The sequence below is a fragment of the Erythrobacter sp. 3-20A1M genome (genome assembly GCF_018636735.1).
Taxonomy (GTDB): Bacteria; Pseudomonadota; Alphaproteobacteria; order Sphingomonadales; family Sphingomonadaceae; genus Alteriqipengyuania.
In genome coordinates, this window is sequence record NZ_CP045200.1 from 2959636 (window position 1) to 2981621 (window position 21986).

Here is a 21986-nt window from a genome sequence, read left to right on the forward strand (position 1 = left end):
GCACCGGCCGTGGCCGAGGCGGCGCTGGCCTTGCTCGTCGTGACCGTCGCTGGGGGATTGGCTCTGTTCGCGCTGAAGTGGCTGGTAGCGAGAGATATCGGATGACCGTGGTTCATTCCGCCCCCAAGATCGCCTCGAACGAAGGCGTGCGCGATGCGCTTTCCGGTGCGCTCGGCGATATGCTCGTCGAAGCGCGCGAAGAGCATGGCGAGATCCTGCTGCATGTCGCCCGCGACCGGATCGAGGACGCGCTGCGGCTTCTTCGCGACGAGCACGAATACCAGCAATTGATGGAGATCGCCGGGGTCGACTACCCCAGCCGGGCCGAGCGGTTCGAAGTCGTCTACATGCTGCTTTCGGTGACGAAGAACCATCGCGTCATGGTGAAGGTTCGCGCGGGCGAACGCACCCCGGTTCCCACGGTCACCACGCTGTGGCCGAATGCGGGCTGGCTGGAACGCGAGGTGTTCGACCTGTACGGTGTGCTGTTCGAAGGCAATACCGACCTTCGTCGCATTCTGACCGATTACGGGTTCGAAGGGCATCCTTTCCGCAAGGACTTCCCGCTGACCGGCTATATCGAGCTGCGGTATTCCGAGGAGGAGCAGCGGGTGGTGTACGAGCCGGTCGAGCTGGCGCAGGATCTGCGGCAATTCGATTTCATGAGCCCGTGGGAAGGCGCCGACTACGTGTTGCCGGGTGATGAGAAGGCGCAGACACCTCCGGTCGACGAACCTTCCACCACCGACAAGCCGGGCGAGACCGGCGCAGGGCCGAAGGCCGATGCGGAAGCGAAGGAACCGGTCGGCGACGATCCGCCTGCGGCGAAGAACGGGGGCACGACCGAAGAGGAAGCTCCCGAGCCGACGCAGAGCCGGGAAGACCGGCCCAAGCGCAAGGGCAAGACGCAGGAAACGAAGCAGGCGACCCAACCGAAGAAAGACGACCAATGACCCTGGCTTCTCGCGCACCCCTGTTGTTCGCCGGTCTGGCGATGGCTGGCCTCGTCGCTTGCGGCGATTCGACCGCGGACCGTAAGCTGCCCGGTGGCGAGCCGGCGCAGACCGAGGCAGGGCAGGACACGAATGTCGTGCCCGGCGTGGAACCCAAGGTTTCGGGATCGGAGCCGGCGGTCGCCGTGTTGCAGCCGATCGGGAAAACCGTCGATGTCGATCTCGGTCCGAACCTGGGTGGCTGCACGTTCGAGAAGGACGATGCGGTGCTGCTGATCGCGGGTGCGCCCGACGATACGGACGCGCGTGGCAAGGGCGTGATCAAGGTCGGCGGCGTCGATAGGCTGATGACAGGGACCACCCCGGGCGGCCCACCCGCGATCGACGCGGGGCCGACGATGACCGATGGCGAATATACCGTGACGGTCGAGCGCGGCGCTGGCGACGGCAAATCGGTCGGGGTCGAATCCAGCCAGTGGCCGGCCGACCTGATAGTGCGCAAGGACATGGCGAACGAGCGTCGCTATGCCGATGGAACATGGACGTGCGGCGTATGAGCGGACTGGTACAGGAACGATCCCCCACCACCGAGGGGGAGGAGATCGGCAACTACACGATCAATTTCGGGCCCCAGCATCCCGCGGCGCACGGCGTGCTGCGCATGGTGATGGAGCTGGACGGCGAGATCATCGAGCGCGTCGATCCGCATGTCGGGCTGCTCCACCGCGGCACCGAGAAGCTGATCGAGCACAAGACCTATCTGCAGGCGCTGCCGTATTTCGACCGGCTCGACTATTGCAGCCCGCTGTGCATGGAGCACAGCTACGTCCTCGCGATCGAGAAGCTGCTCAATCTCGAAGTGCCGATCCGCGCGCAATATCTGCGCGTGCTGTTCGCCGAGCTGACGCGCATTTCCAATCACATGCTCAACATCGGCAGCCACGTGATGGATGTCGGCGCGATGACGCCCAACCTGTGGGTGTTCGAGCTCCGCGAAGACTGCATGAACTTTTTCGAGCGGGCGAGCGGCGCGCGTATGCACAGCGCCTGGTTCCGCCCCGGCGGCGTGCATCAGGACGTGCCGCTGAAGCTGCTGACCGATATCGGCGACTGGGTCGACAATCGCCTGCCCGAACTGTTCGGCGACGCGATGAGCCTCGTCATGGACAACCGCATCTTCAAGCAGCGCAATGTCGATATCGCGCTGGTGAGCAAGGCGGATGCGCTGGCTTGGGGCTTCTCCGGTCCGCTGATCCGCGCAGCCGGCATTCCGTGGGATCTGCGCAAAAGCCAGCCCTACGACGTTTACGATCGGATGGAGTTCGACATCCCCGTCGGCACCAATTCGGATTGCTACGACCGCTTCATGGTGCGCGTGAAGGAAGTTTACGAAAGCGCGAAGATCATCAAGCAGTGCCTCGCCGAAATGCCCGAGGGGCCGATCGCGGCCGACGACGGCAAGGTGGTTCCGCCCAAGCGCGGGCAGATGAAGCAGTCGATGGAAGCGCTCATTCACCACTTCAAGCTCTACACCGAGGGCTTCCACGTGCCCGCGGGCGAAGTCTACGTCGCGACCGAAAGCCCCAAGGGCGAGTTCGGCGTCTATCTCGTCAGCGACGGGTCGAACAAACCCTATCGCTGCAAGATCCGCCCGACCGCTTTTAGCCACCTCCAGGCGATGGACTTCATGTGCGAGGGCCACATGCTGCCCGACGCGACCGCCATCCTCGGCGCGATCGACGTGGTGTTCGGGGAGTGTGATCGATAATGGCTGACCGCACACCCGCACCCGACACGCCCGAACTGCGCGCACGCTGGGGCTCGTTCGCGTTCACCGATGCGTACAAGGCGAAGGCCGACACCGCGATCGCGCGCTATCCAGAGGGGCGGCAGCGGTCGGCGGTGATGCCGCTGCTCGATCTTGCTCAGCGGCAGGTCGGCGAGGAGACGAATACGCAAGGGTGGCTGCCGCTGCCGGTGATCGAGTACGTCGCCGCCTATCTCGACATGCCGGTGATCCGCGTGCTCGAGGTCGCGACGTTCTACTTCATGTACAACATGACGCCGGTCGGTAAGTACCACGTGCAGGTCTGCGGCACGACGCCGTGCATGTTGCGCGGCTCCGATGCCCTGTTCGAAACCTGCCGCAAGCGCGGGATGGTGAAGGGCCATATCTCGGAAGACGGGTTGTGGACGCTGACCGAGGTCGAGTGCATGGGCAATTGCGCCACCGCGCCGATGGCCCAGATCAACGACGACAATTACGAGGACCTGACGCCCGAGCGGCTCGACGCCATTCTCGACGCCCTGGCGGCGGGCGAGCAGCCCAAGACTGGCACGCAGGAGCCGGGCCGCCACACCAGCGAGCCGGTCGGTGGGCCGACCACGCTAAAGGAAATGGTCGAGGAAAATTACGATTACCGGGGTGAATGGTGATGGCGAAGGCTGGCTTTCCCGTGATCGGCGTTGTTTTTCTCGTCTTGGCGGCCATTAATCTGCTGCGCGGCGATAACTGGATCGTATGGCTGATCCTAGGGGTCGTGTTCGGCGGGCTCGGTATCTTCCGCTCCAGGAAGACCGGAGGTAGTAACTGATGCCCGCCTCGGTCATGACGCTCACCGTCGCGCTGATCCTGGTGGTCATCGCGTGGAAGGTTTTCAGCGGCGTCGTGAAGACGCTCGCTCTGCTCGCGATCTTGGTGGTCGCGGCCGTTTTCGTGTTCGGAGGTTTCGCCTGATGCTGGCCGATAAGGATCGCATCTTCACCAATCTTTACGGCTTCCAGGATTGGGGCCTCGATGCTGCGCGCAAGCGGGGCGATTGGGACGACACCAAGGCTATCCTCGCGCGTGGCCAGGACGCGATCATCGACGAGATCAAGGCATCGGGCCTGCGCGGGCGCGGCGGTGCGGGCTTCCCGACCGGTATGAAGTGGTCCTTCATGCCCAAGGAATCGAAGGACGGTCGCCCCAGCTTCCTCGTCATCAATGCCGACGAATCCGAGCCCGGTTCGTGCAAGGACCGCGAGATCATCCGCCACGACCCGCACAAGCTGATCGAAGGCGCGCTGGTCGCGGGCTTCGCGATGCGCGCGCGCGCGGCCTATATCTACATTCGCGGCGAATATATTCGCGAGGCGGAAGTGCTGCAGGCCGCGATCGACCAGGCCTACGACGCCGGGCTGATCGGCAAGGATGCCTGCGGATCGGGCTATGATTACGACGTCTTCCTGCACCGCGGGGCGGGCGCCTACATCTGCGGCGAAGAGACCGCGATGATCGAGAGCCTGGAGGGCAAGAAGGGCCAGCCGCGGCTCAAACCGCCGTTCCCGGCGGGCGCAGGCCTCTACGGCTGCCCCACGACGGTCAACAACGTCGAATCGATCGCGGTCGCGCCGACCATCATGCGCCGTGGCGGTGCCTGGTTCGACAGCTTCGGGCGCGAAAAGAACTCGGGCACCAAACTGTTCCAGATCAGCGGTCATGTCGAGCGGCCCTGCGTGGTCGAGGAAGCGATGAGCATTCCCTTCCGCGAACTGATCGAACGCCACGCGGGTGGTATCACCGGCGGGTGGGACAACCTGCTGGCGGTGATCCCGGGCGGCTCTTCCGTCCCGCTCGTCCCGGCAGAGCAGATCATGGACGCGCCGATGGATTTCGACGGGCTGAAGGATCTGGGTAGCGGCCTTGGCACCGCGGCGGTGATCGTGATGGACAAGTCCACCGATATCGTGCGTGCGATCAGCCGCATCAGCTATTTCTACAAGCACGAGAGCTGCGGCCAGTGCACCCCCTGCCGCGAGGGTACGGGCTGGATGTGGCGCGTGATGGAGCGCCTGCGCACCGGCGACGCCGCGATCGACGAGATCGACATGCTGCAGCAGGTCACGAAACAGGTCGAAGGCCACACCATTTGCGCGCTGGGCGACGCGGCGGCCTGGCCGATCCAGGGGCTGATCCGCCACTTCCGCCCCGAGCTCGAGCGGCGGATCGAAGAGAACTTGCCGGAGGCGGCCGAATAATGCCTAAAGTTACCGTAGACGGACAGGAAATCGAGGTTCCGGACGGCGCGACCGTGCTGCAGGCCTGCGAGATGGCGGGCAAGGAAATCCCCCGTTTCTGCTATCATGAGCGGCTGAGCATCGCGGGCAATTGCCGCATGTGCCTGGTCGAGGTGAAGCCCGGGCCGCCCAAGCCGCAGGCGAGCTGCGCGCTGCCCGCGACCGACGGCCAGGAAATCCGCACCGATACCGAGATGGTGAAGACCGCGCGCGAAGGCGTGATGGAATTCCTACTCATCAACCACCCGCTCGACTGCCCGATCTGCGACCAGGGCGGCGAGTGCGACCTGCAGGACCAGAGCCTGATGTATGGCCGCGGCGGCTCGCGCTATCACGAGAACAAGCGTGCGGTGACCGAGAAATATATGGGCCCGCTGATCAAGACGATCATGACCCGCTGCATCCATTGCACCCGCTGCGTGCGCTTCTCGGAAGAGATCGCGGGCGTGGACGAGATCGGCGCGCTCTATCGCGGCGAGGATATGCAGATCACGACCTATCTGGAGCAGGCGGCCAAGCACGAACTCTCGGCCAACGTGATCGATCTGTGCCCGGTCGGGGCGCTGACTTCGCGGCCCTATGCGTTCGAGGCGCGGCCGTGGGAGCTCAAGAAGACCCTCAGCATCGATGTGTCTGACGCGGTCGGGGCGAACATCCGCCTCGACAGCCGCGGGCGCGAGGTCATGCGCGCGCTTCCGCGCGTGAACGACGAGGTCAACGAAGAGTGGCTGTCGGACAAGGGCCGCTACATGGTCGACGGCCTGACCCGGCGTCGGCTCGACCAGGTCTGGATTCGAAAGGGCGGCAAGCTGCAGCCCGCCGGTTGGGACGAGGCGTTCAAAGCGATCGCCAAGGCGAAGCCGGGCAACAGCATCGCGGCGGTCGCTGGCGACATGCTCGATTGCGAAACGATGTTTGCGGCAAAGAAGCTGCTCGGCGCATTGGGGTCGGATCTGCTGGAAGGTCGCCAGACCGGAATGGACTACCCGACGGACAATCTCGCGGCCGTCAATTTCAATTCTACCTTGCAGGGTATCGAAACCGCCGAGGCCGTGCTGATCGTGGGCAGCCATGTGCGCTGGGAAGCGGCGCTGTTGAACGTCCGGCTGCGCCGCGCGGTCAAGCATGGGGCCAAGGTGTTCGTGGTCGGTCCGCATTGGGACACGACCTACGACGCGGAATTCCTCGGCGACGATGCCGCCATGCTCCACGATCTGCCCGCGCATGTCGGCGAAGCTTTTGCCAAGGCGGAGCGTCCGGCCGTGATCGTCGGGGCAGGCGGGCTTGCAGCGGGAGCGCTGCAGGCAGCGCTGGGCTTCGTCGCGGAGTGGAACCTCGTTCGCGAGGACTGGAACGGGTTCAACGTCCTGCATACCTCCGCCGCGCGGATGGGCGGGCTGATGCTCGGCTACGCGCAGAAGGGCGGTATTGCGGATATTGCCAAGGCAGCACCCAAGGTCCTGCTTTCGCTCGGTGCGGACGAGATGGATTATACGCCCTTCGCCAACAGCCTGAAGGTCTATATCGGTCACCACGGCGACAAGGGCGCGCATGCGGCGGACATCATCCTCCCCGCCGCGTCCTACGCCGAGAAGGACGGGACCTACGTCAACCTGGAAGGGCGCGTGCAATTCGCGGAAAAAGCGGTGTTCGCACCCGGTGACGCGCGGGAAGACTGGACGATCCTGCGCGCTCTGGCCGACGCGCTGGAGGTCTCTGTCGGGTTCGACAGCTTCGCCGAATTGCAGGCCGCAATGATCCGCGAAGTACGAGCTTTGGGCGAGGAAGGCCTAGCCGACCTCGGCAAACTCCCGAAAGCGAAGGCGACCAAGGCGAAGGGCCGGATCACCTACCCGATCGCCGACTTTTACCTGACCAATCCGATCGCCCGGGCAAGCGCGGTGATGCAGCAATGCTCGGCCGAACTGCTCCATGGCGATGAAGTGCTGGAGGCCGCGGAATGACCGAGTTCTTCCAGGGCTGGGGCATGAGCTACGAATGGGCGTGGTTCGTCGCGACCATCGCGGGCATCCTGCTGATCGCGCTGCCGGTGATGCTGGCAGTGGCGATAGTGATCTATTTCGATCGCAAAATCTGGGCGGCGATGGCGCTGCGCCGGGGACCCAACGTGGTCGGGCCGTTCGGCCTGCTGCAAAGCTTCGCCGACGGGTTGAAGGTGTTCCTGCAGGAAACCATCATCCCGAGTGCGGCGAACAAGGGCCTGTTCCTGCTCGCACCCATCATCACCTTCACCGTTGCTCTGGCCGCGTGGGCGGTGATCCCGTTCAATTCGGGTGCGGTGCTGGCGAACATCAATGTCGGCCTGCTGTACGTGCTCGCGATCAGTTCGCTGGGCGTTTACGGCGTCGTCATCGCGGGCTGGGCGTCGAACTCGAAATATCCGTTCTTTTCCGCGATGCGCGCCGCGGCGCAGATGATCAGCTACGAGGTCTCGATCGGCTTCATCCTGATCTGCGTGATCCTCTACGCCAATACCAGCAGCATGCTCGGCATCGTGGAGGCGCAGCGCGGCTATGGCCTCGGCTTCGTCAACGGGTTCTTCTTCAACATCCTGCTGTTTCCGGTCTGGGTGATGTTCCTCATCTCCAGCCTGGCGGAAACCGCGCGCGCGCCGTTCGACCTGACCGAGGCGGAAAGCGAGCTCGTCGCCGGGTACCAGACCGAATACAGCTCGATGAGCTTCGCGCTCTACTGGCTGGGCGAGTACGCCAACGTGCTGCTGATGTGTACGCTCAACGCGGTGTTGTTCTTCGGCGGCTATCTCCCCCCGTTCGATTGGGCGCCGCTCTACTGGATCCCGGGCTGGATCTGGCTGTTCGCGAAGATCCTGTTCTTCTTCTTCGTGTTCAGCTGGGTAAAGGCGACCGTTCCGCGCTATCGCTACGACCAGCTGATGCGCCTGGGGTGGAAGGTGTTCCTGCCGCTGAGCCTGTTCTTCGTCGTCGTCGTCAGTGGATGGCTGATGCTCACCCGTTATGGAGGCGCGGCATGACTGCTGCCCAGCTCATAAAATCGTTTACCCTGTGGGAGTTCGTGAAGGCGCATGCCCTCACGCTGAAGTATTTCTTCAAGCCCAAGGCGACGATCAACTACCCCTACGAGAAGAACCCGCTGAGCCCGCGCTTTCGCGGCGAGCATGCGTTGCGTCGCTATCCCAATGGCGAGGAGCGCTGCATCGCATGCAAGCTGTGCGAGGCGATCTGCCCGGCGCAGGCGATCACGATCGAGAGCGAGCCGCGCGACGACGGCAGCCGCCGCACCACGCGCTACGACATCGACATGACGAAGTGCATCTATTGCGGCTTCTGTCAGGAGGCGTGCCCGGTCGATGCGATCGTGGAAGGCCCGAACTTCGAATATTCGACCGAGACGCGCGAGGAACTCCTCTACGACAAGGCGAAACTGCTGGCGAACGGGGACAAGTGGGAGCGGGCGATCGCCGCGAACCTTGAAGCCGACGCGCCGTATCGTTAACCGCGCCGCAGACCGAACCGGGGCCCCATGATTCACGTTCTCGCCTTTTACCTGTTTGCGGTGCTGGTCGTTGCCAGCGGCGTGCTCACCATCATGAGCCGCAATCCCGTGCATTCGGTGCTCTGGCTCATCCTCGCCTTCTTCAACGCGGCGGGCCTGATGATTTTGCTCGGTGCCGAATTCATCGCGATGCTGCTGGTGATCGTCTATGTCGGCGCGGTCGCGGTGCTGTTCCTGTTCGTCGTGATGATGCTCGACATCGATTTCGCCGAGCTGCGTGCCGGGTTCGTGAAGAATTTCCCGATCGGGATCGCGATCGCGCTGGTCCTGCTTGCCGAGCTGGTGCTGGGCATCGGCGCGTACCGGGCCGGCTCGCTGGAACTGGGCACGCCGGACGGCACAGCCGCGCCGATCGCCGGTGCGAGCAATATCCAGTCCATGGGCGCGCTGCTTTACGGCAAGTACCTGTTCCTGTTCGAAAGCGCGGGAATCATCCTGCTTGTCGCAATGATCGGCGCGATCGTGCTGACCCACCGCGAGCGGGCGCGCCACGGCCGCCGCGAGACGCACCAGAATATCGGTCGCCAGGTCTCGCGCCGCCCGCAGGACGCGACCGAAATGAAGAACCCCGAAGTGGGCAAGGGAGTCGAGCTGTGACCCTTCGACAGGCTCAGGGCGAACGCCATACAGGAGCACTCCGCGCATGATCGGCATCGAACATTATGTCGTCGTCGGCGCGATCCTGTTCGTGCTCGGCGTGCTGGGGATTTTCCTCAATCGCAAGAACGTAATCGTCATCCTGATGGCGATCGAGCTGATCCTGCTGGCGGTGAACATCAACCTCGTTGCGTTCTCCAGCTTCCTCGGCGATCTGACCGGACAGGTGTTCGCGATGTTTGTGCTGACCGTCGCCGCTGGCGAGGCGGCGATCGGTCTGGCGATCCTCGTCATCTTCTTCCGCGACCGGGGCACCATCGCGGTCGACGATGTCAACGAGATGAAGGGGTAGGGGCCCGTGATCGAGATCATCGTCTTCCTGCCATTGCTGGCAGCGATCGCTGCCGGGCTGGCCAACAAGGCTCTGCCCGCGGCCTTCGCCAAGCTGGTGACGACCGTCGCGCTGTTCGTGGCGTGCGGCCTCAGCTGGCCGATCTTTTTAGGCTTCCTCGGCGGATCGATGACCGCGCATGTCGCGCCGGTGCTGTCGTGGGTTCAGTCCGGCGACCTGTCGTTCGATTGGGCCCTGCGCGTCGACACGCTGACGGCGGTGATGCTGGTGGTGGTGACCAGCGTTTCGGCGCTCGTTCACCTCTATAGCTGGGGCTACATGGAGGAGGACCCGGACCAGCCGCGCTTCTTCGCCTATCTCAGCCTGTTCACCTTCGCGATGCTGATGCTGGTGACGGCCAACAACCTCGTCCAGATGTTCTTCGGATGGGAAGGGGTCGGCCTCGCATCCTATCTGCTGATCGGCTTCTGGTTCCGGAAGCCCAGCGCCAGCGCCGCCGCGATCAAGGCCTTCGTGGTTAACCGCGTGGGCGACCTCGGTTTCATGCTCGGTATCTTCGGCACCTTCCTGGTGTTCGGGACCACTTCGATCCCCGAGATCCTCGCCGCCGCACCGGGTATGAGCGGGAGCAGCATCACCTTTGCCGGGATGCGGCTGCAGACGATGGACATCCTCTGCATCCTCCTGTTCATCGGCGCGATGGGCAAGTCGGCGCAGCTCGGCCTGCACACCTGGTTGCCCGATGCGATGGAGGGCCCGACGCCGGTCTCCGCGCTGATCCACGCCGCAACGATGGTGACCGCAGGCGTCTTCATGGTCTGCCGCCTGTCGCCCATGTTCGAGACCGCGCCGACCGCGCTCGCCTTCGTCACCTTCATCGGCGGCGCGACCTGCCTGTTCGCGGCGACCATCGGCACGACGCAATGGGACATCAAGCGGGTGATCGCCTATTCGACGTGTTCGCAGCTCGGTTACATGTTCTTCGCCGCCGGGGTAGGTGCCTATGGGGTGGCGATGTTCCACCTGTTCACGCACGCCTTCTTCAAGGCGCTGCTGTTCCTGGGCGCGGGCTCGGTCATCCATTCGATGCACCACGAGCAGGACATGCGCTATTATGGCGCGCTGCGTAAGCGTATCCCGATCACGTTCTGGGCGATGATGGCCGGTACGCTGGCCATCACCGGGGTAGGTATCGCGGGCGTGTTCGGCTTCGCGGGCTTCTATTCGAAGGACGCGATTTTGGAGGTCGCCTTCGCGCGCGGCACCGGCGTGTCCAACTTCGCCTTCTGGGCGGGCGCGGTCGCCGCGCTGCTGACCAGCTTCTATAGCTGGCGGCTGATGTTCCTGACCTTCTGGGGCAAGCCGCGCTGGGCGGACAGCGAGCATATCCAGCATGCCGTCCACCACGGACACGACGAGCCGGAACACGGCAATCCGCCGATCCAGGAAGATGCCGGGGACTCTCCCAAGCACCACGTTCCCGAACCTGAGGAGCGCGACGGCACGGCAGGGTACTCTCCGCACGAGAGCCCGTGGGTCATGCTGATCCCGCTGATCGTGCTGAGCATCGGCGCGGTATTCGCCGGCTTCGTGTTCACGCATCCCTTCGTGGAGGGAGAAGGCTTCTGGGCAGGGTCGATCTTCTACAACGAAGCCCTGATCCATGCCGCACACAACGTGCCGCCGCTGATCAAATGGTCGGCGACGATCGCAATGCTGATCGGCCTGCTGGCTGCGTGGACCGGCTACATCCGCAACACCTCGTTGCCGGAGCGTGCGGCGGACCAGCTCGGCCCGGTTTATCGCTTCCTGCTCAACAAGTGGTACTTCGACGAGCTCTACAACGCGATCTTCGTGCGCCCCGCGTTCTGGATCGGTCGCAAGCTGTGGAACTGGGTCGATATCGGCACGATCGATCGCTTCGGCCCCGACGGTGCCGCCTGGGTGGTTCAGCGTGGCTCGGTCTACGCGAAGAGAATCCAGTCCGGTTACCTCTATAGCTACGCGCTAGTGATGCTGCTCGGCGTCATTGCCGCGGTGACGTGGGCGCTGCGCTAATGGAAGGGTTTCCCATTCTCTCGTTGATGCTGCTGGTCCCGCTGGTCGGGGCGATCATCTGTTTCTTCGTTTCTGCGGGTGCGGCGCGTTGGGTCGCTCTTGCCGCGACGACGCTCGATCTGCTGCTCGCTATCGCGCTGTGGGCGAATTTCGATATCGGCGGCGCGCAGTGGCAGTTTCAGGAGCGGCACGATCTGTTCGCGGGCTTCTCCTACGCGCTGGGCATCGACGGGATTGCACTGCTGCTGATCGTGCTGAGCGCATTCCTGATGCCGATCTGCATCCTCGCGAGTTGGGACGGCATTCAAAAGCGGGTCGGCGAATACATGGCCGCTTTCCTGGTCATGGAACTGCTGATGATCGGCGTGTTCGCGGCGCAGGATCTGTTCCTGTTCTACATCTTCTTCGAAGCCGGCCTGATCCCGATGTACCTGATCATCGGTATCTGGGGCGGAACCGACCGCATCTACGCCAGCTTCAAGTTCTTCCTCTACACGCTGCTGGGATCGGTGCTGATGCTGGTCGCGATGCTGTGGATGGCGAATGTCGCGGGGACGACCGACATTCCCACGCTGATGCAGTACGACTTCCCGGCCGGGGCGCAGACCTGGCTGTGGCTGGCATTCTTTGCCAGCTTCGCGGTGAAGATGCCGATGTTCCCGGTCCACACCTGGCTGCCCGCCGCGCACGTGCAGGCGCCGACAGCTGGTTCGGTCATCCTGGCAGGCGTGCTGCTGAAGATGGGCGGCTACGGCTTCATCCGGTTCAGCCTGCCCATGTTCCCGGACGCGAGCGCGCAGTTCATGTGGCTGATCTTCGCGCTGTCGATGGTCGCGGTGGTCTATGCCAGCCTCGTTGCGCTGGTTCAGCCCGACATGAAGAAGCTGATCGCCTACTCCTCGGTCGCGCACATGGCGATCGTCACCGCGGGCCTGTTCGCGTTCAACGTGCAGGGGCTGGAAGGCGGCATGATCATGATGCTCAGCCACGGTCTGGTTTCGGGCGCGCTGTTCCTGTGCGTCGGCGTGATCTACGACCGGCTGCATACGCGTGAGATTTCGCGCTATGGCGGCCTCGCGATCAACATGCCGCGCTATGCCGCGTTCTTCCTGTTCTTCACCATGGCGAGCATCGGCCTGCCCGGCACCAGCGGCTTCGTGGCGGAATTCGTCAGCCTCGCGGGCGTTTACGAAATGTCGAGCACGACCACGCTGGTGCTGACGACCGGCATCATTCTGGGCGCGGCCTATATGCTCTATCTCTACCGCCGCGTGGTGTTCGGCGAACAGGTCAACGCCGATGCGGCGGCAATGAAGGACATGAATGTGCGTGAATGGGTGATGCTGGCGCCGATTACGGCGGCGGTGCTGTGGATGGGCATCTATCCCGAAAGCTTCATCGCGCCCATGCGGAACGACATTGCCGCGATCGAGGCGCGGCTTGCCCGTACGACTCCGGCCGGCGATGCGGAACTGGCATCGGGACCTCCGAAACCGCACAATGCGAATTACGTCGCCGCGCATGGCGAAGGCGAAGCGGCCGGTGAAGCTGCGGGCGAGGGGGCGCACTGATGGATTTCGGTTCTTCCCTGTCGCTGATCGCGCCGGAACTGCTGCTGAGCCTTTCGGGCCTGGCGTTGCTGCTCGTCGCGGCATGGGCGGGTGACGGCGCGAGCCGCCTCGTCAGCATACTGGCGGCAACCGCGCTGGGCGCGACCTTCGTTATCGTCTTTCCAACGGTGTGGACCGGTGCCGCCGGGCCGGACACAATCGCTTTCGGCGGCCAGTTCCGCGCCGATGCCTTCGCCGGGTTCGCGAAGCTGCTGATCTACCTGTCGGGGATCGCCTGCCTGATGATCGCGCCGCGTTTCTTCGCACGTGTCGATACGATGCGCGCGGAGTACCCGATCCTGATCCTGTTCGCGACGCTCGGCATGGGCATCATGGTATCGGCGGGCGATCTGCTGACGCTCTATATTGGGCTCGAGCTCAACAGCCTGTCGGCCTATGTGCTCGCCAGTATCCTGCGCGCCGACAGCCGCTCGGCCGAAGCCGGGCTGAAATACTTCGTGCTGGGCGCTCTCGCCTCGGGCATTCTGCTCTACGGCATGAGCCTGACCTACGGCTTCACCGGCACCACCACCTTCGAAGGGATCCGTGCGGCACAGGCGACAGGCCTGTCGACCGGCGCGCTGTTCGGCCTGATCTTCGTGCTGGCGGGCCTGGCGTTCAAGATCAGCGCGGTGCCGTTCCACATGTGGACGCCCGACGTTTACGAAGGCGCGCCCACGCCCGTCACCACCTTCTTCGCCACCGCGCCGAAAGTGGCCGCCATCGCCCTGACCGCCCGTGTGGCGCTGGAGGCGTTCGGCAGCCAGGTCGATGCATGGCGGCAGATCGTGATCTTCGCCGCGCTGGCGTCGATCGTGGTCGGCGCGCTGGGCGCGATCGGGCAGAACAACCTCAAGCGCCTGCTCGCTTATTCTTCGATCAACAATGTCGGCTTCATCCTGATCGGCCTTGCGGCAGCGACGGTTGCGGGCATGAGCGCGATGTTCGTTTATCTCGTGATCTATGTCGCGATGTCGCTGGGCAGCTTCGTGGCCCTCCTCATGCTGCGCGACGCAGATGGCAGGCAACTGGAGACGTTCGACGACATCGCGGGGCTTTCGACGACGAAGCCAGCCGTGGCCTGGTGCCTGCTGCTGGTCATGTTCAGCCTTGCGGGCATTCCGCCGCTGTTCGGCTTCTGGGCGAAGTTCGTGGTATTCCAGGCAGCGGTCGAGGCCGATCTGGTCGCGCTGGCGGCAATCGGCATCGCGGCGAGCGTGATCGGCGCGTTCTACTACCTGAAATTCGTGAAGGTCATGTTCTTCGATGAGCCGGTCGACCGCGTTAAGGAGAAGGCGCTGGTATCGGAATGGGTCGTGCTGATCCTCGCGACGCTGTTGATTTCGCCGTTCGGCTATTTCCTCACCGTTCTGCTGGGGCGTCTGGCGGATGGTGCGGCGGCGGCCATCTTCCCTGCGGCGTGACGAGAATGCTGCCGAGCGACGCCCTCCTTGCTTGAGGTCGTAGCCGAAACCGGCTCGACCAATGCCGATCTGCTGGCGCGGGTCGCCGCAGGCGAAATGGTCCGGGAAGGCGATTGGCTCCTGGCCGACCGTCAGAAGGCGGGCAGGGGGCGGCAGGGCCGCGAATGGTTCGACAGCCGTGGTAACTTCATGGGTTCCACCGTGGTGCGCCTGCTCCCCACCGACCCGGCCGCGCACTCGCTCTCGCTGATGGCGGGGCTCGCTTTGCACGAGGCGGTGGCACCGCTATGTCCGCCGCATATTCCCACCACCCTGAAATGGCCGAACGACGTGTTGCTGGGCGGCGCCAAGCTTGCGGGAATTCTTCTCGAGCGGACGGGCGACGTGATCGTTGTGGGGATCGGGGTGAACCTGGCCGCTGCTCCCGCTCTTCCCGATAGGGAGACGGTCGCCTTGTCCGCATTCGGACCGGCACCCGACAGGGATGCGTTTGCCGCCACCCTGGCGGAGGCGTTCGCGCAGGAGCTCGGGCGCTGGCGCAATTACGGGCTCGATCCGCAAATTCGGCGCTGGTTGGCAGTGGGCACTCCGATCGGCCAGAGAATTACGGTACACGATCCGTCCGGCGACAGGCTGACGGGGCAGTTCGCCGGACTCGATAGCGACGGCACGCTGATGATGCGTTTGGATGACGGGCGAGAACGTGCCATTCACGCGGGCGACGTGATCCTCGCCTGAAGGAACTGAACGGATATGCTGCTCGCCATAGACGTCGGCAACACCAATGTCGTCTTCGCCCTGTTCAAGGGGCGCGAAATCCTGGCGCGCTGGCGCATCGCCACCGATCCGCGTCGCACGGGCGACGAGTATGCGGTGTGGCTGTTGCAACTGCTGGCGATCGAGGGCTGGTCGAAGAGCGATATCGACCGGATCATCTTCGCGTCGGTCGTCCCGCGAGCGGTCCACAACCTGTCCGTGCTGGCAGATAAGTATTTCGGCATCGATCCCATTGTCGCAGGTCAGGGTTCAGCCGACTGGGGCATCGCCGTCGATGTGGAGGAGCCGCGCTCGCTAGGTGCCGATCGCGCGCTCAACGCAATCGCGGCCCATGCCAGACATGACGGCGACCTGATCGTGATCGATTTCGGCACCGCGACCACCTTCGACGCGGTGGATTACAACGGGGCGTACAAGGGCGGTATCATCGCGCCTGGGATCAATCTCTCGCTCGATGCGCTGGTGAACAACACCGCGAAACTGCCACGGATCGCCATCGCCTCGCCGGAGAGCGACAGTGTCATCGGCCGCAACACGGAGGACCAGATGCTGATCGGGGTGTTCTGGGGCTACGTTGCGATGATGGAAGGGCTGATCGCCCGCATGCGCAGCGAAATCGGCCGTCCGGCGAAGGTTATCGCGACCGGCGGCCTCGCCATCCTGTTTGATCGCCACACCACTATCTTCGACGCCGTCGAAGCCGACCTTACCCTCGAAGGCCTCGCCATCCTGGCCGAACGGAGCGCCGCTTGAAGAAAAATTACACGCCCGAAGACGAATTGCTGTTCCTGGCCCTGGGCGGGTCGGGAGAGATCGGCATGAACGTCAATCTCTACGGCAGTCAGGGCAAATGGCTGATGGTCGATCTGGGCATGACCTTCGGCGCCAACGAATATCCCGGGACCGAGCTGGTCTTCGCCGATCTCGATTTCATCGAGGAGCGGGTCGACGATCTGCTCGGCATCGTGCTGACCCACGCGCACGAGGATCACATCGGTGCCCTGCCGTATTTCGCCGCCGACCTGGGCGTGCCGCTATACGCGACGCCCTTCACCGCCGACCTGATCCGGCGCAAGCTGGAGGAGGCCGGTATCGCCGGCGATGTCGAACTGAACGTGATCGAGGAGGACCACGGCGAAATCGCCCTGGGCCCGTTTACCGTCACCTACATTCCGCTTGCCCATTCGATCGCGGAAGGCAACGCCCTGCTGATCGACACGCCGCATGGGCGCATTTTCCACACCGGCGACTGGAAGCTGGACGAGGATCCGATCATCGGCGCTCCGACCACGGAGGAGGAACTGCGTACGATCGGAGACGAGGGCGTGCTGGCGCTGGTGTGCGACAGCACCAACGTCTTCAATCCCGAGCCGAGCGGATCCGAAGGCGCGGTCTATCGCGGTATCCTGGACGAGGTGAAGCGCTGGTCGGGCAGGCGGGTGCTGGTGACCACCTTCGCATCCAACGTGGCACGCCTGCATACGCTGGGGGAAGTGGCGAAGGCCACTGGTCGGCAGCTGTGCATCGCCGGGCGCTCGCTCGACCGGATTATCGAAGTGGCGCGGGACAATGGCTATCTCGACGATTTTCCCGACGTCGTGGACTGGAATACCGCCATGGGCCTGCCGCGGGGTGAGGTGCTGATCATGGCGACCGGCGGACAGGGGGAGCCGCGCGCGGCGCTATCGCGCATCGCGGAAGAGAACCATCCACTGGAGCTCACCCGTGGCGACGTCGTCCTGTTTTCCAGCCGGCAGATCCCCGGGAACGAAATCAGCATCGGTCGGGTGCAGAACCGCCTGGCGGAACGCGGCATCGTCATGGTGACCGACCGGCAGAGCATGATCCACGTGTCTGGCCATCCGGGGCGTCCCGAACTGCTTGCTCTTTACGAGTGGATCCGCCCCGATGTTCTCGTGCCGGTTCACGGCGAAGTCCGGCATATGCAGGAACAGGCGCGGCTCGGTCTAGAGCATGGCATCCCGTCCGCCGTGGCGCAGTCGAACGGCGATATCGTGCGGCTCGCTCCCGGTAAGCCGGGCCGCATCGCGCAGGTCGAAACGGGCCGTCTGGTCCTAGATGGCGATATCATCGTACCGGCGGATGGGGATAGCATCGTCATGCGGCGCCGCCTGTCGCGCGACGGCATCGTGATCGTGCTTCTCAAAGCCGATGGCTCGGCGCGAGTGGAGAGCTTCGGCCTGCCGCTGGACGAGGATCAAGCTGCATTCGTGGAAGAGGCCGAGCGCGATATTGCCTCCGCCATCGCCAAGCTGGGGCGGCGCGAGCGTGGTGATTCGGCGCAGCAGTGCGAGGCAGCCCGCCTTGCCGCCCGCCGTGCGGCCGGTCGCTGGTCGGGCAAGCGGCCTCAGGTTCGTGTATTCGAGATCGGGGCCTGACACCTTGGCACCGTTCTCCATCGTCGCGATCTACCTGATCATCTGGGTCTTTTGCGCGTTCTTCCTGCTACCCTTCGGCGTGCGCACGCATGACGAACTGGGCCACGACAAGATACGCGGGCAAGCCGACAGCGCACCGGCCAATTTCCGCCCCTGGCGACTGGTGATCCGGGCGAGCATCATCGCCGCCGTTCTGACTGCGCTGTGGGTTCTCAACTGGAACCACGGCTGGATCAGCCTGGACGATATCAATTTCATTCCGATTCCCGAGCAATTCCGGGATCGCTGACGCAGAGGTTCACGCGTCGCGCAAACGCTCGATAGCTTGCGCCAGAGCGACGTAGAGCTTGCCCATATCCGACCCGAGCAGGGTTACGGCCAATGCGTTGCCGTCCCGCACCGAGAGCATGGTGCGCAGCATCGCCTCGAAATCGTGGATGAAACGCGCGACGTGATCGCGAAACTCGCCGTCGGAATCGTAGAGTTCGGCGATTTCCCGTGCCTCCACCGGCTCCAGCAGCGTGACCGCCCGCCGGGTGAACACCCCACGATCGCCGCGAAGATAGCGCGTCCAGGCTGTGTCCGAGACGTCGGCCGATAGCGATCGCGCAATATCGATGGCGTTGGAATTGAGGCTTTCCGCGATCATGGCGGCGCGGCGCCCGAAATCTGCATCGACCTGATCCTGCGCGCGGGCGCGCGCCTGTTCGACACGGGCCTCGAGGTTGGCGGTAAGCCGCTCGACCTCGGCCAGCTGTTCCATAAGCGCGTCCGCCGCGTCGCGGGCCTGCGAGCCGGCCGAGTGCGACGCGTCTGCCAGCGCATCGATCGCGGAGCGCGCATCCCTTTCAAGCGAGTTGCGAAGCGTGTCCCCGCTCTCGCGCGACAACCGCTCGGCCAGCTGCACGATGCGTTCGTGACCACGCTCCCCGGCGGCGGCAATGGCGGGGCTGAGCTTCTCTTCAAGCCCTGCCACGACCTGTGAAAGACGATCGTCAACCGCATCCACCGTCTCTCGGCTATCAGCACCCAAGGCGGCGATGTCGGATCGAAGCGAATCGATGCGCTGTGCCACACCATCGGCATGGCCCAGCATCGTCTCGCCGTCCTTGTGCGCGCTCTCCATATGGTCGGCCAGCTCCCCGGCGTGCGAAACGTTCGCCGTGAGCAGCTTCTCGATTTCGCCACCGAGCTCGTGGAGGCGCTTGAGGCGGTTCTCTGCATCGGCAATCGGTTGCGGGAGTGCCTCCCGGCTATGCTCCCCTGCTGCCTGGATCAGTTCGAGCAGCCGCACACATTCGTCGGTCAGGCCCGCGACGACTTCCCGCGTTTCGCCGACCCGCTCGTTGCTATCGCCAAGCGTGCGCAAAAGGGTCCGACCATGTTCGGCCAAGGCACTGCTGGCGGATTCGCCGCTCTCGCGGGCGTTCTGCAATTGCTCTGCTAGATCGGCCATCCATCGAGAGGCCGATTCGCCGTCTCGAGTCATTCGCGCGCTGGTCTCGGTCAGCAGTTCGCGGAAGCGGGTGAGATCGCCATCCAGGGCGGTGGTGCGGGTTTCGACCTCGTGCAGCATTTCGCGATGCGCCTCGGCAAGGCGGTTTTCACGGGCACCGAGATCCTCTTCGAAAGCGGAAGCCCCCTCCTGCAACACGCGGCCCTGCTCTTCGGAACGCTGTCGCAGGGCCGCGAAATGCGCCGCCACTCTTCCTTCGAGATTGTCGATCTGGGTCTCGAAAGCGGCGAGGGCGGCATCGATCCGATCCTGCAAGGCAGCGACCCGCCTCTCGCTATTGGCGCCCTGACCCTCCAGCTTCGCGAACCCGGAAACCAACCGTTCCAGTTGGCGATCCGCCCCATCGCCCGCCTGTCCGATCTGATTGGCGACATCGCGGGCTGCACTGGCGACTACGGGCAGGTCGCTGCGCAGATGTTCCATGTTCTCGACCGATTTGGCACTTACGCCGGCCAGGCGGTCCACCTGCTCGCCGTTGTCCACGATCAGCTCCTGCAGCCGCTCGGCATGGCGGGACAGGTTCTCTCCCGCCACGCGGCCAAGCGATTCGAGGTCGCGCGACTGGGCCGAGAGGAATTCACGCGCGAGGCTCAACTCGCGGTTCACCGTCGAGAGGCGCGCTTCGAGCATCTCGGATTCGCGAGACAGCGCATGGGCGACGTCGGCGAAGCGCGACGCCTCCCGCCGGCTGTTGCGCATCACCAGGAGCCAGACGCTGATTACCAGCACGCACGGAACCGCCCAGGATACGATCCAGTCGCTCCATGCTGCTGGCGCGGCGCCGTCGCGCATCGCGGGATAATGCGACCAGAGAAAAAAGGCGGTCCAAGCCAGAATCGCGGTCGATGCCACGGCAGGTGCCAACCATCCGTGGGGGCGAGGGAGTTCGCCCTCGTCCTCTACATCCGAATACCATTGTTCGGGATCACGGGTTGTGGTCGCCGACTCGGCCTCCGGTTCGAGTTCGCCATCGAATGCACTGGCTTCCGTCGCCGCCATGACCTGCCCCCTGTTCATTCTCGGAACGCTATCAGGAAAGCGCCGCGATGAAACCGGGAATTAACGGTATCGGTCCTAACGTCGGCCATGGCCTTCGAAGACGGTGCCTTTTCTGCCACGCTGGCGGCGGCGGCCGGTGATGATCCCGTGCTGAGGGCAGAGTTGCGGCAGGCGTTTCGCGACAGCCTCGAACATCACATCGATTTGCTGCGGCGGTCGCGTTGCGATGCCAACTGGGTGACGAGTGCCCAGCGTATCCGCAGCCTGGCAGCCAGCTTTTGCGCGGACGAATTGATGGACCTCGCGGCGGAGGCCGGCAGCGCCGCGCCCGGCGATCCGGTCATCGTCACGAGGCTGGAAGCTTTCCTGGAAGCTCTCGGCACCCGGTAACCGCCTTGGTTTGCCTCAGCCGCTCCTCTATCTGTGTGCGGAGGATCGATGGGGGAATCAATTTCGCGTGCGTGCCGCTCTGCTCTCTTTGCCCGAAAGGCGTTTCGGATCGGAAAGTGATCCTTCGCGCCTTTTGGGACATGACTTTACCGAATGGCAGGCCGGTCTCGCGCTCGCTTGGGGTTGCGAGGCGGTCATACTGTTCGCTCCGGATGGCGATCCTTCCGAGGAAGGCGTGCTTTCCGTGCAAAAGATGGTGGAGCGGGGCGGAGCGTCCTTTCGCCTGATCCACCACGTGCACGGCCTGCTGGGGCGCTTGTCCCGCCAGGACGAGCTTATCGTCCTAGGCGAGGGCGTATTGCCGGTGGGGGCAGCGGCTGCCAACCTGCTGGGGAGCGGACCCCTCCTGTGGCGCATACCCGGCGGTCGCGGCAAAACCGAGGCCGGTCGGGGCAGGGCGCTCGAAAGGCTGGACGGCAATCATCGCTGGGGCGGAGTTCTGGTCGCAAACGGAGCCATGGTGGAACGTCTGTCAGAGGCTGGCGAAGGCTACGAGCCGGGTTCCGCGCTGCTGCGTATCGCGCGCGCCGGCGGCATAGCCGAGAGAGACGTTCCCGTAGAGCTGATCGCCGATGGTCGCTGGATCACGCCGGAAACCCCGGCGCCAGACGGGGCGCTGCTCAACGAAATCATGGCGGACGGGGCGGCGTCCCCGTTGCAGCGCAGGGCGCTGATCCCCGCGGCCGGCGATTGGCCGGCAGCGCCGGAACGCTGAAGCCCGCATTCGCTGGCGCGATCGCGGCGGGTCTCGCCTCCGTGGCGGCGCTGGTCACACTCCATCCGGTCGCTGCGATCGTATCGGCCGTGGCGGCTCTATTCCTGTCGAGATTGGCGATCCTGCTACGCCGCGCCGGCGATCCTGCCAGTCTGGCGGGTAAGCGCCGGAATCCCCTTGTCGTACTGGAAGTGCTGCCGAATATAGTCGCGACGCTGGCACTGGGCGCAGGATTTATCCAGGACTCGCGGATGGCCATCGCCGCCTTTCTCGCTCTCGTTCCGGTCCTGGTGTGGAATCTTGCAGCCTTTTCCAATCTTGGACAGCTTCGATTTTTCCATGATCGGGAATGGCTCTGGCTGATAGTGGTGTTGCCGGGCTTGTTCGATCGCTGGTTGATAGGGGCGAGCGTTGCCAGCTTGGTTGCGTTCGTCGCACTCGCAAGGGCGCTCGGCGTTACGTCGTATATAACACGAGATTAACCACACGGCGGTATGGCCTTTGCATGTTCGAAAGCTACGC

At 64.1% G+C, this 21986-nt stretch carries 23 protein-coding genes; 22 read left to right on the forward strand and 1 reads right to left on the reverse strand.

Annotated elements, in window-relative coordinates; all coding sequences use genetic code 11:
- Positions 1-101 precede the first annotated feature (101 nt).
- Genes F7D01_RS14300 through F7D01_RS14390 form a run of 19 tightly spaced genes read left to right on the forward strand, consistent with a single transcriptional unit; the run spans position 102 to position 18073 of the window.
- Complete coding sequence (locus F7D01_RS14300; protein ID WP_215228108.1) at positions 102-953, forward strand: NADH-quinone oxidoreductase subunit C; 852 nt, start codon at positions 102-104, stop codon at positions 951-953.
- Positions 950-1510 (forward strand): hypothetical protein, encoded by a 561-nt coding sequence (locus F7D01_RS14305; RefSeq protein ID WP_215228109.1) that lies wholly within the window; start codon positions 950-952, stop codon positions 1508-1510. The genes F7D01_RS14300 and F7D01_RS14305 overlap by 4 nt, the downstream gene beginning before the upstream one ends.
- Complete coding sequence (locus tag F7D01_RS14310) at positions 1507-2721, forward strand: NADH-quinone oxidoreductase subunit D (protein WP_215228110.1); 1215 nt, start codon at positions 1507-1509, stop codon at positions 2719-2721. The genes F7D01_RS14305 and F7D01_RS14310 overlap by 4 nt, the downstream gene beginning before the upstream one ends.
- A complete protein-coding gene (nuoE, locus tag F7D01_RS14315; protein ID WP_215228111.1) occupies positions 2721-3389 on the forward strand; it encodes an NADH-quinone oxidoreductase subunit NuoE in 669 nt (222 codons plus the stop codon). The genes F7D01_RS14310 and nuoE overlap by 1 nt, the downstream gene beginning before the upstream one ends.
- The gene (locus tag F7D01_RS14320) at positions 3389-3547 is read left to right on the forward strand and encodes a hypothetical protein (protein ID WP_215229853.1); all 159 of its coding nucleotides are present in this window, start codon (positions 3389-3391) and stop codon (positions 3545-3547) included. The genes nuoE and F7D01_RS14320 overlap by 1 nt, the downstream gene beginning before the upstream one ends.
- Positions 3547-3690 (forward strand): hypothetical protein, encoded by a 144-nt coding sequence (locus tag F7D01_RS14325; protein ID WP_215228112.1) that lies wholly within the window; start codon positions 3547-3549, stop codon positions 3688-3690. Before F7D01_RS14320 ends, F7D01_RS14325 begins: the two co-directional genes overlap by 1 nt.
- Entirely contained in the window at positions 3690-4973 is a 1284-nt protein-coding gene (gene nuoF / locus F7D01_RS14330) for an NADH-quinone oxidoreductase subunit NuoF (RefSeq protein WP_215228113.1), read from the forward strand. Before F7D01_RS14325 ends, nuoF begins: the two co-directional genes overlap by 1 nt.
- Entirely contained in the window at positions 4973-6976 is a 2004-nt protein-coding gene (gene nuoG / locus F7D01_RS14335) for an NADH-quinone oxidoreductase subunit NuoG (RefSeq protein WP_215228114.1), read from the forward strand. The genes nuoF and nuoG overlap by 1 nt, the downstream gene beginning before the upstream one ends.
- On the forward strand, positions 6973-8025 hold the full coding sequence (gene nuoH / locus F7D01_RS14340; protein WP_215228115.1) for an NADH-quinone oxidoreductase subunit NuoH: 1053 nt from the start codon (positions 6973-6975) through the stop codon (positions 8023-8025). Before nuoG ends, nuoH begins: the two co-directional genes overlap by 4 nt.
- A complete protein-coding gene (nuoI, locus tag F7D01_RS14345; protein ID WP_215228116.1) occupies positions 8022-8507 on the forward strand; it encodes an NADH-quinone oxidoreductase subunit NuoI in 486 nt (161 codons plus the stop codon). The genes nuoH and nuoI overlap by 4 nt, the downstream gene beginning before the upstream one ends.
- 27 nt (positions 8508-8534) lie before the next feature.
- A complete protein-coding gene (locus F7D01_RS14350) occupies positions 8535-9164 on the forward strand; it encodes an NADH-quinone oxidoreductase subunit J (protein ID WP_215228117.1) in 630 nt (209 codons plus the stop codon).
- 46 nt (positions 9165-9210) lie between these two features.
- Positions 9211-9516 (forward strand): NADH-quinone oxidoreductase subunit NuoK, encoded by a 306-nt coding sequence (gene nuoK / locus F7D01_RS14355; protein ID WP_215228118.1) that lies wholly within the window; start codon positions 9211-9213, stop codon positions 9514-9516.
- A 6-nt stretch (positions 9517-9522) separates the two neighbouring features.
- Positions 9523-11574, forward strand: coding sequence for an NADH-quinone oxidoreductase subunit L (gene nuoL, locus F7D01_RS14360; protein WP_215228119.1), 2052 nt, complete (start codon positions 9523-9525; stop codon positions 11572-11574).
- Positions 11574-13145 carry an NADH-quinone oxidoreductase subunit M gene (locus F7D01_RS14365; protein ID WP_215228120.1) on the forward strand — a complete coding sequence of 524 codons (1572 nt, stop codon included), beginning with the start codon at positions 11574-11576 and terminating at the stop codon, positions 13143-13145. The genes nuoL and F7D01_RS14365 overlap by 1 nt, the downstream gene beginning before the upstream one ends.
- Entirely contained in the window at positions 13145-14608 is a 1464-nt protein-coding gene (nuoN, locus tag F7D01_RS14370) for an NADH-quinone oxidoreductase subunit NuoN (protein WP_215228121.1), read from the forward strand. Before F7D01_RS14365 ends, nuoN begins: the two co-directional genes overlap by 1 nt.
- A gap of 27 nt (positions 14609-14635) precedes the next feature.
- Positions 14636-15346 carry a biotin--[acetyl-CoA-carboxylase] ligase gene (locus F7D01_RS14375; protein WP_215228122.1) on the forward strand — a complete coding sequence of 237 codons (711 nt, stop codon included), beginning with the start codon at positions 14636-14638 and terminating at the stop codon, positions 15344-15346.
- 15 nt (positions 15347-15361) lie between these two features.
- On the forward strand, positions 15362-16138 hold the full coding sequence (locus tag F7D01_RS14380; RefSeq protein WP_215228123.1) for a type III pantothenate kinase: 777 nt from the start codon (positions 15362-15364) through the stop codon (positions 16136-16138).
- Positions 16135-17784, forward strand: coding sequence for a ribonuclease J (locus F7D01_RS14385; RefSeq protein ID WP_251566932.1), 1650 nt, complete (start codon positions 16135-16137; stop codon positions 17782-17784). Before F7D01_RS14380 ends, F7D01_RS14385 begins: the two co-directional genes overlap by 4 nt.
- A gap of 4 nt (positions 17785-17788) precedes the next feature.
- Positions 17789-18073 carry a DUF1467 family protein gene (locus F7D01_RS14390; RefSeq protein WP_215228124.1) on the forward strand — a complete coding sequence of 95 codons (285 nt, stop codon included), beginning with the start codon at positions 17789-17791 and terminating at the stop codon, positions 18071-18073.
- Positions 18074-18082: 9 nt separating this feature from the next.
- Here the strand turns inward: F7D01_RS14390 and F7D01_RS14395 are convergent, their stop codons facing one another.
- Positions 18083-20317, reverse strand: a complete 2235-nt coding sequence (locus F7D01_RS14395) for a hypothetical protein (RefSeq protein WP_215228125.1) — start codon at positions 20315-20317, stop codon at positions 18083-18085.
- Between the two features lie 69 nt (positions 20318-20386).
- Here F7D01_RS14395 and F7D01_RS14400 point away from each other — a divergent pair, with 69 nt between their 5' ends.
- The 3 genes from F7D01_RS14400 to F7D01_RS14410 all read left to right on the forward strand — a co-directional run bounded on the left by F7D01_RS14400 (position 20387) and on the right by F7D01_RS14410 (position 21946).
- On the forward strand, positions 20387-20689 hold the full coding sequence (locus F7D01_RS14400) for an Hpt domain-containing protein (RefSeq protein WP_215228126.1): 303 nt from the start codon (positions 20387-20389) through the stop codon (positions 20687-20689).
- A gap of 67 nt (positions 20690-20756) precedes the next feature.
- A complete protein-coding gene (locus F7D01_RS14405) occupies positions 20757-21464 on the forward strand; it encodes a hypothetical protein (protein ID WP_215228127.1) in 708 nt (235 codons plus the stop codon).
- Complete coding sequence (locus F7D01_RS14410) at positions 21440-21946, forward strand: hypothetical protein (protein WP_215228128.1); 507 nt, start codon at positions 21440-21442, stop codon at positions 21944-21946. Before F7D01_RS14405 ends, F7D01_RS14410 begins: the two co-directional genes overlap by 25 nt.
- Positions 21947-21986 lie beyond the last annotated feature (40 nt).

Bases quoted from the DNA above. Each gene is read 5' to 3' on its own strand.
- F7D01_RS14300 (WP_215228108.1), top strand. From the start codon at position 102: ATGACCGTGGTTCATTCCGCCCCCAAGATCGCCTCGAACGAAGGCGTG.
- F7D01_RS14305 (WP_215228109.1), top strand. From the start codon at position 950: ATGACCCTGGCTTCTCGCGCACCCCTGTTGTTCGCCGGTCTGGCGATG.
- F7D01_RS14310 (WP_215228110.1), top strand. From the start codon at position 1,507: ATGAGCGGACTGGTACAGGAACGATCCCCCACCACCGAGGGGGAGGAG.
- nuoE (WP_215228111.1), top strand. From the start codon at position 2,721: ATGGCTGACCGCACACCCGCACCCGACACGCCCGAACTGCGCGCACGC.
- F7D01_RS14320 (WP_215229853.1), top strand. From the start codon at position 3,389: ATGGCGAAGGCTGGCTTTCCCGTGATCGGCGTTGTTTTTCTCGTCTTG.
- F7D01_RS14325 (WP_215228112.1), top strand. From the start codon at position 3,547: ATGCCCGCCTCGGTCATGACGCTCACCGTCGCGCTGATCCTGGTGGTC.
- nuoF (WP_215228113.1), top strand. From the start codon at position 3,690: ATGCTGGCCGATAAGGATCGCATCTTCACCAATCTTTACGGCTTCCAG.
- nuoG (WP_215228114.1), top strand. From the start codon at position 4,973: ATGCCTAAAGTTACCGTAGACGGACAGGAAATCGAGGTTCCGGACGGC.
- nuoH (WP_215228115.1), top strand. From the start codon at position 6,973: ATGACCGAGTTCTTCCAGGGCTGGGGCATGAGCTACGAATGGGCGTGG.
- nuoI (WP_215228116.1), top strand. From the start codon at position 8,022: ATGACTGCTGCCCAGCTCATAAAATCGTTTACCCTGTGGGAGTTCGTG.
- F7D01_RS14350 (WP_215228117.1), top strand. From the start codon at position 8,535: ATGATTCACGTTCTCGCCTTTTACCTGTTTGCGGTGCTGGTCGTTGCC.
- nuoK (WP_215228118.1), top strand. From the start codon at position 9,211: ATGATCGGCATCGAACATTATGTCGTCGTCGGCGCGATCCTGTTCGTG.
- F7D01_RS14365 (WP_215228120.1), top strand. From the start codon at position 11,574: ATGGAAGGGTTTCCCATTCTCTCGTTGATGCTGCTGGTCCCGCTGGTC.
- nuoN (WP_215228121.1), top strand. From the start codon at position 13,145: ATGGATTTCGGTTCTTCCCTGTCGCTGATCGCGCCGGAACTGCTGCTG.
- F7D01_RS14380 (WP_215228123.1), top strand. From the start codon at position 15,362: ATGCTGCTCGCCATAGACGTCGGCAACACCAATGTCGTCTTCGCCCTG.
- F7D01_RS14395 (WP_215228125.1), bottom strand. From the start codon at position 20,317: ATGAACAGGGGGCAGGTCATGGCGGCGACGGAAGCCAGTGCATTCGAT.
- F7D01_RS14400 (WP_215228126.1), top strand. From the start codon at position 20,387: ATGGCCTTCGAAGACGGTGCCTTTTCTGCCACGCTGGCGGCGGCGGCC.